Here is a 12,017-nt window from a genome sequence, read left to right on the forward strand (position 1 = left end):
GTTCGCCTGTCCGGTCCGAAAAGACCGCTTCAGGCAACCAATATTTACCTTTACCGTTATCCCTAACGGTGGAAAACAGCGCAACAGGAGACGCCTCCTGCCCGTCAAGTCATTCATTTTCTTGACGATAGCCAGAGCCTATAGTGTAGGATGCGGCGGCAGGCATAATATCGAGGTGTGGCGCGTATGTATCGTGCTCTGACAAGGGATATCGAGGTAACGGTCGATCCGTATTATCTCGAGGAACAATCCGACCCGGATGACGATCGTTACGTCTGGGGCTACAAAGTCGTGATCGCGAACAATTCCGATATTCCGGTTACCCTCGTCAATCGCTATTGGCACATCACCGATCAGAACGGACAGGTGGATGAGGTCTATGGGCCGGGCGTTGTGGGTGAGAAGCCGCATCTGAAACCGGGCGACAGCTACGAATATTCTTCCGGCTGCCCGCTGGACACACCTTCCGGCCTGATGTTCGGCCATTATGAAATGGAAACGGAAAATGGCGAGGTGTTCAACGTCACCATACCCGCCTTTTCGCTGGATTCTCCCGGCCTGATGCGGGTCCTGAACTGACATTCAACCGGCAATGAAAAAGCCGCGCCCTTCAGGACGCGGCTTTCATTCAGGCATTCTCAAATTCCCTGACATCGTAGCGATAGGTGGTGGAGCAGAACTCGCAGGTCACGGCAATGGCGCCGTCTTCTTCGCTTGCCTCGATCTCCTCAGCAGTGAAACCGGACAGGACGCCCTTAATCTTGTCCCGCGAGCAGCTGCAACGGTCGAAAACCGCCTGCGGATCGTAGATGCGCACACCGCTCTCGTGGAAAAGCCGGAAGAGAAGGCGTTCCACCGGCACCTGCGGATCGGTCAGCTCGTCGGTATCCACCGTGTTCAGCAGCGTTACCGCCTCCGTCCAGGCATCGTCTTCCTGAACCTCGTGACCGCCTTCATCGCCATCGCCGCCATGCAGGTCGCGCATACGCAGCCGCTCAGGCGCCTGCGGCAGGAACTGCGCGATAACGCCGCCCGCACGCCAGCCATGGCGCGGCTTGCCTTCGCCATCACGGTCGAAGAATTCGGCAACGCCCAGGCGCACGCGGGTGGGAAGCTGTTCCGACTGGCGAAAATAAACCCCGGCAATGTCTTCCAGCGAGGAGCCATCGAGCGGCACGATACCCTGATAAGGCTGCATGCCCGCACCCTGATCGATCGTGAAGGCCAGAATGCCGTTGCCGAGCAATTGCTCCGGCGACGTCGCCCCGGCCGCAATCGCCTCCGCCAGCCGCTCCTCATCGAAACGGGCATAAGCGCGCATGCTTTCCGGTGCGGTGAAATCCGCAACCAGCAGGTCGACCGGGCCGTCACCCTTGGTCTGGACGGTCAGCTTGCCGGAAAACTTGAGCGACGTGCCGATCAGCGCCGTCAGAACGGTCGCTTCCGCCAGCAGGCGGGCGACCGCCGGGGGATAGTCATGCCGCTCGAGGATGGCATTCAGCAGCGGACCCACCTGTACGGCGCGGCCGCGCACATCCAGACCTTCGACCTGGAAGGGCACAACCTTGTCGTCGCCAGCAAAATCGAGATCGTCCAGTTCAACCGTTACATCTGCCATGTCATACTCCCTGGCGCAGCCGTGGCGCCGCTACCGTCCAAAAGTCCGGCTTTTAAAATGTGCTTTTTTCGCTTGTCGCACAGAGACCCGGGAAGAGAAACCGCTTCCGGGGAAAAACGTGCAAATCGTGAATGTGGCCCGCCAGCAAAACCGACGAGCCTCTTCGAAGTCCCACAGATGGTAATCTATGCGGTCAAGTTCAAGCACCCGGCGTGACGCGTGTCAGGCCGGGCGATTGCTCATCAAATGACGCCCATGCACCATGCGATGATGGACTTCTGTGCGTGGAGGCGGTTTTCCGCCTCGTCGAAGACGACGGATTGCGGACCGTCGATCACGGCATCCGTCACTTCCTCACCGCGATGGGCCGGCAGGCAATGCATGAACAGCGCGTCTTTTTCCGCCTTGGCCATCAGGGCTTCATTGACCTGATAGGGCTGGAAGATGTTATGGCCGCGCGCCTTGTGTTCCTGGTTCATGGACACCCAGGTATCGGTGACGACGCAGTCCGCACCCGCAACGGCCTTGTCGGCGTCGTGGCACAGCATGATCTCGCCGCCATTGTTGCGCGCCCAGTTCAGGAACTTGTCATGCGGTTCGGAGCCCATCGGCACGGCCATCGTCATGCGGTAACCGAAACGGGCCGAGCCCTCCACGAAGGAATGCAGGACGTTGTTGCCGTCACCCGTCCAGGCAATGGTCTTGCCTTTGACCGGGCCGCGATGTTCCTCGAAGGTCATGATATCCGCCATGATCTGGCAGGGATGCGTGTCGTCCGTCAGGGCGTTGATGACTGGCACCGTCGCATGTTCGGCAAGCTCCAGCAGGCGCGAATGATCCGTCGTGCGGATCATGATGGCGTCGACGTAACGCGACAGCACCTTGGCCGTATCGCCGATCGTTTCGGCGCGACCGAGCTGCATTTCCGTACCGGAGAGGAAAAGCGTCTCGCCACCGAGCTGGCGCATGCCGACATCGAAGGAGACGCGGGTGCGGGTGGAAGGCTTTTCGAAGATCATTGCCAGCATCTTGCCGGCAAGCGGCTTTTCCGCCGTTCCGGCCTTCGTGGCCGCCTTGCGTGCGCGGGCATCGTCGAGAATTGCCCGCAGGTCCTGCGAGCTGACGGCCGACAGGTCAAGAAAATGTTTAGGTGAAGCCATTTCAAACTGTCCCATGCTCGCGAGCCTCGGGGAAGAAGCCCGCCCTTTATTGTTTCCTCAGGCGATTTTTGCCTGTTTCGCTGTCAGGGAAGCGGCAGCCGCTTCCACGCGTGACAGACCCTCGCGGGCCTCTTCCGCCGTGGTGACGAGCGGCGGCAGAAGACGGATGACGTTGTCGCCCGCCGGCACACCCAGCAGATGCTCGGCGCGCATGGCCTGCAACAGCTCGCCCGATGGAACCTTGGCCTTGATGCCGAGAAGCAGGCCTTCGCCACGGATTTCCTCGATAACGTCAGGATAACGATCCTTCAGCGAAGCAAGGCCCTGGCGGAAGACCAGCGCGACATCACGAACCTTTTCCAGAAAGCCCTCGGAGAGGACGACATCGAGCACGGCGTTGCCGACAGCCATGGCCAGCGGGTTGCCGCCATAGGTGGTGCCATGCACGCCCGCCGTCATGCCGGAAGCGGCATCCGCCGTCGCAAGGCAGGCGCCGAGCGGGAAACCGCCGCCGATACCCTTGGCAACCGCCATGATATCCGGTGCAACGCCCGTCTGCTCATAGGCAAAGAGTTTGCCCGTACGGCCAACGCCGGTCTGGACCTCGTCGAAAATCAGCAACATGCCATGCTCGTCGCAGAGCGACCGCAGCAGCTGCAGGAATTCCTTGGCTGGTGCGCGAATGCCGCCCTCACCCTGAATGGGCTCGATCAGAAGCGCGGCCGTCTCGGCCGTGATGGCGGCTTTCAGCGCATCGACGTCACCGAAGGGCACCTGGTCGAAACCTTCGACCTTGGGGCCGAAACCTTCGAGATATTTCTGCTGGCCGCCGGCGGCAATCGTCGCCAGCGTGCGGCCATGGAAAGCGCCTTCGAAAGTGACAATCCGGAATTTTTCCGGATGCCCCTTGGAATAATGATAACGGCGCGCGGTCTTGATCGCGCATTCAAGCGCTTCCGCGCCGGAATTGGTGAAGAAGACCTTGTCTGCGAATGTCGCTTCCGTCAGGCGCTTTGCAAGCTTTTCCTGGCCCGGCACTTCATAAAGGTTCGAGACGTGCCAGACCTTCTCGGCCTGGGTCTTGATCGCTTCCACGAGGTGCGGATGGGCATGGCCTAGCGAGTTGACCGCGACGCCGGCCGCAAAATCCAGATATCGTTCGCCGCTTTCCGTGAACAGCCAGACGCCCTCGCCTCGCTCGAAGCGCAGGGGGGCTCTTGCAAACGTATCGAACAATGGCGCGGCGGCTTCGGCCATGGCTGTATCACTCCTTGCGCGGATGCGCTGTCAGACGGTTGTCAATAGGCTTTCGGGGTTATCCCTTGCCTGAAAATCAAAAATGCCGCCTCGCGGCGGCAGGGGCACTATTGTCACTTCGCCTGCCGATGTCAACAAAAGTCCGCGTTTCCCGGGCTTCTCAAGCCCTAGTAGGTGGCGGCGAATGAGGCCCAAGGTGTTGCCTTTCAGACTCAACTCGCCAGCAAGTTGGGGAAAACCGGAAAATCGATTCGAGATGATTCCCGCGACTCTTGCCACGGAGTCTGCGTGGCACTAGGTTAATCGCTAATTACTAGACTGCATTGCGGCGGAACTAGTCACCAAAAATCAGGCAGAGACCACGCTCGCGGCACGCCCGCGAGGCGGAGAGGGATTCTGCCGACATTATACGCGACGAGCGGAGAAGCGGCATGAACTGGACAGACGAACGGGTCGAAAAACTCAAGAAATTGTGGTCCGAGGGGCTTAGCGCCAGCCAGATAGCAGCACAGCTGGGCGGCGTCAGCCGCAATGCCGTCATCGGCAAGGTCCATCGCCTCAACCTGCCGGGACGCGTGAAGGCCGGCGGCCCGGTTACTTCGGCGCGTTCCGCGCCCAAGCGCACTGCCGCCCCTGCCCCGCGCGCGACGAATTTCGCAGCCCGCGTCAGCGCAGCACCTGCACGCGCCCTGAACCGCTCGAGCGCGGCAACGGCGCTGCACGAGGAGATCGATATCGAGACCGCCGAAGTTCTCGATTACGTTCCCTCCAAAAATGTCGTGACGCCAATCTCCCGCCGCCTGACGCTGACGGAACTGACGGAGCGCACCTGCAAGTGGCCGGTCGGTGATCCGCTGAAGGATGATTTCCATTTCTGCGGTTGTGAAGCACTGGAATCTTCGCCCTATTGCAAGTTTCATGCAAAGCTTGCCTACCAGCCGGTAAGCGAGCGTCGCAAGGCTTGAGTGTTGCGGCACGCATTCGACACTCAAAAACTACGGGCCTTCGGGCCCGTTTTTTTACGGCAAAATCCAAGGTGGTTCTGGAACAGAGCGCACGCTGTCTAAGAGGCGCTCCCTATCCCTGTTCTTGCGCATTCTCCGGATGTAAAACCGCGATGGGCCCCTTGCGGCAAATGCTCAGAATTTATCGGCGACGTGCCGCGCCCTTCCTCCCGACAGGTTTCACCGCGCAATCCGGCTTTCAGCAGACCTTCTATCGCTCAAAAGAACAAGGATACGCATGTGCGGAAGGTTCAAAATCGAAAGGCCCGACACCGTTCCGGTCTCGGGCCTTCTGATTTTTAGGGAATTTATCCCGAGTGAAACCATCGGTTTCGGTTTTTCAGGCTTCCATTGAATATCCGGCGCCGCGCACGGTGCGGATGACATCCTGCATATGCGAAAAATTGAGCGCCTTGCGCAGACGTCCGACATGCACGTCGACGGTACGTTCATCCACATAGATATCGTGACCCCAGACGCCATCCAGCAATTGCGAGCGGGAAAACACCCGGCCGGGAGAGGTCATCAGGAATTCCAGCAGGCGGAATTCCGTCGGGCCGAGGCGCACTTCGCGGCTCTTGCGGTGAACGCGATGGGTCTCGCGATCCAGTTCGATATCGCCGCATTTCAGCACCGAAGACAGAACCTCGGGGCGGGCGCGGCGCAGCATCGCCTTGACGCGGGCCATGAGTTCCGGTGTCGAGAACGGCTTGACGACATAATCGTCGGCGCCGGTGGCGAGGCCGCGAACCCTTTCGCTTTCCTCGCCGCGCGCCGTCAGCATGATGATGGGCAGGCGCTCGGTTTCCGGCCGCATCCTGAGCCGACGGCACAGTTCGATACCGGAAACGCCGGGAAGCATCCAATCCAGGATAAGGAGGTCCGGAATACGTTCCTGCAGCCTGATTTCTGCCTCGTCTCCACGGGGTATCGTGTCGACCTCATATCCCTCAGCCTCGAGATTGTAACGAAGCAGGACGCTCAGCGCTTCCTCATCTTCCACAACTGCAATCTTGGGCACCATATACTAACTCCGCAAGCCGCTGCCTGTCTGTTACTCGGTCACCGAACCGAGGGTGTTGGAACTGTCGTCCTTCGGACGCTCGCCTTCCGGCTGGCTGCCGGTGGTCATGTAATAGATCGTCTCTGCGATATTGGTGGCGTGGTCGCCGATACGCTCGATGTTCTTGGCGCAGAACAGAAGATGCGTGCAGGTGGTGATGTTGCGCGGATCTTCCATCATGTAGGTCAAAAGCTCACGGAAGAGCGACGTGTACATGGCGTCGATTTCTTCGTCGCGCTCGCGAATGGCATTGGCCTTCTCGGCGGAACGCGTGGAATAGACGTCCAGCACTTCCTTGAGCTGCACCAGCGCCAGTTCCGACAGGTGTTCGATGCCACGGGCGAGCTTGCGCGGCACGCCGGTGCCGGCAACCGCGATGACGCGCTTGGCGGTGTTCTTGCCAAGGTCGCCGACGCGCTCAAGGTCAGCTGCAATACGCAGAGTGCCGATGATCTCGCGAAGGTCGGCCGCCATCGGCTGGCGTTTGGCGATGGTGACGATGGCCTTGTCGCCGATCTCACGCTCGGCGTGGTCGAGGATCGCATCGTCGGAAATGACCTTCTGTGCGAGCGCGGCATCGGAATTGACGAGCGCACGCACGGCGTCGGCGCACATCTGCTCCGCAAGACCGCCCATTTCGGCGATACGACGCGTAAGGAATTTCAGTTCGTCGTCATAGGCCGACAGAATATGCGAATGGGTCGTTGTCTGTGTCATGGTCTAGTCCTCCGGCTTGGCCTGCATGCGCGTACCCGGAAGCGGGCACGGCAGAAGCACCAGTCTTGTTCGGTTTCGATAAAGCGCCGGCCGGGATCAGCCGAAGCGGCCCATGATGTAATCCTGCGTGCGCTGGTCGTCCGGATTGGTGAACATCTTGTCGGTTTCGTTTTCCTCGACAAGATGACCAAGATGGAACATGGCCGTGCGCTGGGAAACACGCGCCGCCTGCTGCATGGAGTGCGTAACGATGACGATGGTGTAATTGGTGCGCAGCTCGTGGATCAATTCTTCGACCTTTGCGGTCGCGATCGGGTCGAGAGCCGAGCAGGGCTCGTCCATCAGGATCACTTCCGGGCTGACGGCAACTGCGCGTGCGATGCACAGACGCTGCTGCTGACCGCCGGAAAGACCGGTGCCGGATTCGTGCAGACGATCCTTAACCTCGTTCCAGAGACCCGCTTTCTGCAGGCTCTGCTCGACGATCTGGTCCATATCCGCCTTATTGCGGGCGAGACCATGGATGCGCGGACCGTAGGAAATGTTTTCGTAGATCGACTTCGGGAAGGGGTTCGGCTTCTGGAACACCATGCCGACGCGGGCGCGCAATTCCACGACGTCAATCGCCTGATCGTAGATATCGTCGGTGTCGAGCGTGATCTTGCCGGTGACCCGGCAACCGTCGATCGTGTCGTTCATACGGTTCAGGGTACGCAGGAAGGTGGATTTGCCGCAGCCGGACGGGCCGATAAGCGCGGTCACCGTATTTTCCCGAACGTTGAGGTTCACGTCGTAAAGCGCGCGCTTTTCGCCGTAATAAACCGAAACGTCCTTGCCGATCATCTTGTATGAGACTTCATTCATTTTCTTGTCCAGCGCCTTTTCAACTGCTGCTTCCGACAACATGTTCATTGCTCAAGCTCCCTCTACCAGCGCCGTTCGAAGCGGCGACGCAACAGGATTGCGCCAACATTCATGACGATGAGGAACAGAAGCAGAATGATGATAGCGCCGGATGTCCTTTCGACAAAGGCGCGCTCGGCTTCGTTCGCCCACATGTAAATCTGCACCGGCAGGGCCGTGGACGGATCCATCGGCGTTGTCGGATAATTCGCAACGAATGCCACCATGCCGATCAAGAGCAGCGGCGCCGTTTCGCCCAGCGCGTGGGCGAGACCGATGATGGTGCCGGTCAGAATGCCGGGCATGGCGAGCGGCAGCACATGGTGGAAGATCGTCTGCATCTTGGAAGCGCCGAGGCCAAGGGCGGCGGCGCGGATAGACGGCGGCACGGCTTTCAGGGCAGCGCGCGTCGCGATGATGATCGTCGGCAGGGTCATCAGCGTCAGGACGAGGCCGCCGACCAGCGAGGCCGAGCGCGGAAAGCCCATGAAGTTGATGAAGACCGAGAGGCCGAGCAGGCCGTAAACAATCGAAGGGACGGCCGCGAGATTGTTGATATTCACCTCGATAAGATCCGTCAGACGGTTCTTCGGGGCGAATTCCTCGAGATAGATGGAGGCCGCAACGCCAATCGGCAATGACAGCACCAGCACGATCAGCATCATGTAGAAGGAGCCGATCAGCGCCACACCGACACCCGCCGCTTCCGGACGGCTCGACGCGCCGTTGACGAAGATGCCGGTGTTGAAATGTTTGCCGAGCTGGCCGCTTTCGGCGAGCTGGTTCATCCAGCCGAGTTGCTGGTTCGAGATACGGCGATTGGCTTCATCCGCCGTCAGGTCGACCTGGCCCTTGAAGGCGCTGTCGACGTCGCCCGACGCCAGCAGCGTGACGGTGCGCGTGGTGCCGATGACGGCGGGATCGGCGACGACGATATCGCGAAGCTGCGTGCGCACGCTGTCCGAGATCAAGAGGTTGACGGCGCGAAGACCGGCGCGGTCAGTCGGTGCAACACCAAGGACCTTGGCGACAGCATCGCGGGCGATGACGGGATAATTGGCCGTCATCAGCTTAGTGGGATTTGTGGCACGCTCATTTTTCGGATCGATGATCTGTTCCGAAAACTCAACCGGAACGGTGATCATCGTCTGCTGGAAAGCGGTGTAACCCTTGGAAACCACCGAGAAAAGCAACAGGAAGAGAAAGATGAGGCCGAAGGAAATCGCTGCCATGCCGTAGGCACGGAAGCGGCGTTCGGCGGCATAACGGCGCTTGATGCCGATATCACGGCGCGTGGCCTTGTTGACGGCGCTCGCGCCGGCTGCGGGAGAGACGATGTCGGTCATTCATATTGCTCCCGGTATTTGCGCACGATGTAAAGCGCGTAGATATTCAGGCAAAGCGTGATGGCGAAAAGCGTGATGCCGAGCGCAAAGGCAACCAGCGTCTGCGGCGAGGTAAATTCAAGGTCGCCGGTAAGCTGGCTGACGATCTTGACCGTCACCGTGGTCATGGGCTCGAAGGGATTGAGCTGCAGGCGGGCAGCAACACCGGCCGCAAGAACCACGATCATGGTTTCGCCGATGGCGCGCGAAGCCGTCATCAGCACGGCGCCGACGATGCCGGGAAGAGCGGCCGGAATAATGACTCTCTTGATCGTCTCGGAACGCGTGGCGCCAAGACCGAGCGAACCGTCACGCAGCGAGCGCGGCACGGCGGTGATGATATCGTCCGACAGCGACGACACATAGGGGATCAGCATGATGCCCATGACAAAGCCGGCGGTGATGACGCTCTGCGCCTGGATGAAGTTGGCGTAGTTGCCCGTCGCCAGACCGTTGATCTGCGTGGAAATGTCTCTGAGGAAAGGACCGACCGTCGTGAGCGCGAAGAAGCCGTAGACGATGGTGGGAATGCCGGCGAGCACTTCAAGCAGCGGCTTTGCCATGGAGCGGAAGCGCGGCGAGGCATATTCCGCCATGTAGATCGCCGAGAAGAGACCGACCGGAACCGCAACCAGCATGGCGACGAAGCCGATATAAAGCGTGCCGGCGAGCAGCGGGATCAGGCCGAACTGGCCGGAGGAATCGGTGGCGCCTGCCGCCGCAAAACGCGGATCCCAGACCGTTCCGAAGAAGAACTGGTGCGCAGGGACCATGGTGAAGAACTGGATCGCCTCCGTCAGCATCGACAGGACGATGCCGATGGTCGTGAGGATGGCGATGGACGAGGCGACGAGCAGGGCCGCGAGAATGACTTTCTCGACCTGGTTGCGCGCCCGGAAACGCGGCGCGATTGCACGCAGCGCATAGGCGCCGCCGCCGAGCGCGGCCAGCAGCACGACGGCGATCATCGCAATACGGCTGGTGGAGGTCATGCTGTTGAGCGTGTGGGCGGCATCGACCATGAACCGCTCGGGATCGCCGGCGATTGCAACACCCTTCGATGCCAGAAGCGGCCGAACCGCAGCCGTATCGGCCTCGACCTGCGCGGTTTCCTCCGGCGTCAGCCGCTGGAGGCCACGGGCGATGGAGGTCACCATACCGTAGGTCAGGCTCTGCTGCGCTTCGGATTGCGCCCGGACATCCTCGGGGAAACTACCGCGCACCGCCGAAGTGACGAGCAATGGGCTGACAATGAGCCAGGCACAGAGAATGAACGCCGCGGGCAGCACCGCCCAGACGACCGCGTAGGAACCGTGATAACCGGCACGGGAATGCATGCTGGAGGGGCGACCGCCAGACAGGGCAACGGCACGGCGGCTGCCGAGCAGATAGCTGCCGATGCCGATGAGCGCCAGTATCAGCAAAAGGATCGATGTGTTCATTAGAGTTCCCTCGGCGTGCCTCAAGAGCACGGTGCGATATCGGGCAAATCAAAAAGTCATCAAAACGAGACCGCTGGACCATCCCATGATGCCTGCCGCCTGACTGTATCATAGTCTGGCAAGCGTCAAGGTTGATACATCCTATCCATCTGTAATCCATCGACAATCATGTGGATGGCGATGAGTAGGAACTGTCAACCGCGGACGACGGCCCAAGCGAAGCCGAATGAGGGGCACGGCAAAGCCGCACCCCTCTTTCTTCATTACATCGTGGAGCCGGCCGAGAACTTCGAGCGGATTTCTTCGCGCTCTGCGTCCGGAGCAGCAACCAGGCCGTAGTTGGCGAGCGGGGAATCCGGGCCGATCATTTCATCGGAAACGAAGAACTCGACATATTCCTTAAGGCCCGGGATAACGCCCAGGTGAGCTTTCTTCACGTAGAAGAACAGCGGGCGGGAAACCGGGTACTTGCCGCTGGCAACGGTTTCGGTGGACGGAACGACGCCCGAAACGGTCGCGACCTTCAGACGGTCAGCGTTGTTTTCATAGAAAGCGAGGCCGAAAACGCCGAGGCCGGTCTTGTTGGCATCGATGCGAGCAAGCGTTTCGGTGTAGTCGCCGTCGATGTCGACTGCCGCGCCGTCCTTACGGACTGCAACGCACTTGGCAGCAGCCTGCTTGGCGTCGGTGATGAGCGTCTTGATGACGTCGGTCGCCTTGGCTTCCTTGCAGCCGTCAGCCATGATCTTCTCTTCGAAGACTTCGCGCGTGCCGTGCTTGGAACCCGGGATGTAAGCAGCGATTGCTACATCAGGCAGTTCCTTGTTGATTTCCGACCATTTCTTGTAAGGGTTGGCAACGAGCTTGCCGTCCTTGACGACTTCAGCGGCGAGCGCAAGGTACAGATCCTTCGGCTCGAGCTTGATGTCCTTGTTGGAAGAGTCCATTGCGAAGACGATACCGTCGTAACCGATCTTCACTTCCTGAACGTCGGCAACGCCAGCAGCCTTACAGGCGGCCAGTTCGTCGCTCTTGATCTTGCGCGAAGCGTTTGCAATGTCGATGGTGCCTTCGCCGACACCCGAGCAGAAAGCCTTCAGACCGCCGCCCGTGCCGCCGGACTCAACAACGGGAGCCTTGAAGTTCGGGAAGGTTTCGGCAAAGGTCTCGGCAACGATCTTGGCGTAAGGCAGAACTGTGGAGGAACCGGCAACCTGGATCTGGTCGCGAGCAGCGGCGGCGCCAGCGAAGGCGACAGAAGCCACCAGAGCTGCTGCGGAAAATTTAACGATGTTCATTTGTCTCTCCCGTCGTGGGCTTTGTTGTGGACGCAGCCGATAGCGACACTCGCTCTTAGCTTGCGCTCGGCGACCTTTTCTTAACCACCGTAGCCCCATCCTTTTATGTCACTTTGACGAAAGATTTGTGACAATCTAACCTATTGATTTTATTTATAAATATTCGCGAC

Annotated in this window: 11 protein-coding genes; 2 read left to right on the plus strand and 9 right to left on the minus strand. The window is 59.8% G+C overall.

Features of this window, described 5'->3' with window-relative positions:
• Positions 1–186: 186 nt before the first annotated feature.
• A complete protein-coding gene (apaG, locus tag BTE54_RS02235; RefSeq protein ID WP_003503545.1) occupies positions 187–579 on the plus strand; it encodes a Co2+/Mg2+ efflux protein ApaG in 393 nt (130 codons plus the stop codon).
• A 49-nt stretch (positions 580–628) separates the two neighbouring features.
• Here apaG and BTE54_RS02240 read toward each other — a convergent pair whose 3' ends face one another.
• From BTE54_RS02240 to BTE54_RS02250, 3 genes are all read right to left on the minus strand, one after another.
• Positions 629–1,618, minus strand: coding sequence for an Hsp33 family molecular chaperone (locus BTE54_RS02240; protein WP_078051293.1), 990 nt, complete (start codon positions 1,616–1,618; stop codon positions 629–631).
• Between the two features lie 242 nt (positions 1,619–1,860).
• Positions 1,861–2,778 carry an ornithine carbamoyltransferase gene (gene argF / locus BTE54_RS02245; protein WP_003519982.1) on the minus strand — a complete coding sequence of 306 codons (918 nt, stop codon included), beginning with the start codon at positions 2,776–2,778 and terminating at the stop codon, positions 1,861–1,863.
• Positions 2,779–2,835: 57 nt separating this feature from the next.
• On the minus strand, positions 2,836–4,035 hold the full coding sequence (locus BTE54_RS02250; protein WP_035265073.1) for an aspartate aminotransferase family protein: 1,200 nt from the start codon (positions 4,033–4,035) through the stop codon (positions 2,836–2,838).
• A gap of 431 nt (positions 4,036–4,466) precedes the next feature.
• Between BTE54_RS02250 and BTE54_RS02260 the strand changes: the two genes are divergently transcribed.
• A complete protein-coding gene (locus tag BTE54_RS02260; protein ID WP_078051295.1) occupies positions 4,467–5,000 on the plus strand; it encodes a GcrA family cell cycle regulator in 534 nt (177 codons plus the stop codon).
• 379 nt (positions 5,001–5,379) lie between these two features.
• On the opposite strand, the gene phoB is transcribed toward BTE54_RS02260, so the two are convergent.
• From phoB to BTE54_RS02290, 6 genes are all read right to left on the minus strand, one after another.
• Complete coding sequence (phoB, locus tag BTE54_RS02265; protein ID WP_078051296.1) at positions 5,380–6,063, minus strand: phosphate regulon transcriptional regulator PhoB; 684 nt, start codon at positions 6,061–6,063, stop codon at positions 5,380–5,382.
• Positions 6,064–6,093: 30 nt separating this feature from the next.
• Complete coding sequence (phoU, locus tag BTE54_RS02270) at positions 6,094–6,819, minus strand: phosphate signaling complex protein PhoU (protein ID WP_065654531.1); 726 nt, start codon at positions 6,817–6,819, stop codon at positions 6,094–6,096.
• A 96-nt stretch (positions 6,820–6,915) separates the two neighbouring features.
• Positions 6,916–7,731, minus strand: a complete 816-nt coding sequence (gene pstB / locus BTE54_RS02275; RefSeq protein WP_003519986.1) for a phosphate ABC transporter ATP-binding protein PstB — start codon at positions 7,729–7,731, stop codon at positions 6,916–6,918.
• Positions 7,732–7,745: 14 nt separating this feature from the next.
• A complete protein-coding gene (gene pstA / locus BTE54_RS02280) occupies positions 7,746–9,068 on the minus strand; it encodes a phosphate ABC transporter permease PstA (RefSeq protein ID WP_003519987.1) in 1,323 nt (440 codons plus the stop codon).
• Positions 9,065–10,549 (minus strand): phosphate ABC transporter permease subunit PstC, encoded by a 1,485-nt coding sequence (pstC, locus tag BTE54_RS02285; RefSeq protein WP_065654532.1) that lies wholly within the window; start codon positions 10,547–10,549, stop codon positions 9,065–9,067. Before pstC ends, pstA begins: the two co-directional genes overlap by 4 nt.
• A 263-nt stretch (positions 10,550–10,812) precedes the next feature.
• Positions 10,813–11,847, minus strand: coding sequence for a substrate-binding domain-containing protein (locus BTE54_RS02290; protein ID WP_065654533.1), 1,035 nt, complete (start codon positions 11,845–11,847; stop codon positions 10,813–10,815).
• Positions 11,848–12,017 lie beyond the last annotated feature (170 nt).

It is taken from the genome of Agrobacterium sp. YIC 4121 (assembly GCF_002008205.1).
In the GTDB taxonomy this organism is placed as follows: domain Bacteria; phylum Pseudomonadota; class Alphaproteobacteria; order Rhizobiales; family Rhizobiaceae; genus Agrobacterium; species Agrobacterium leguminum.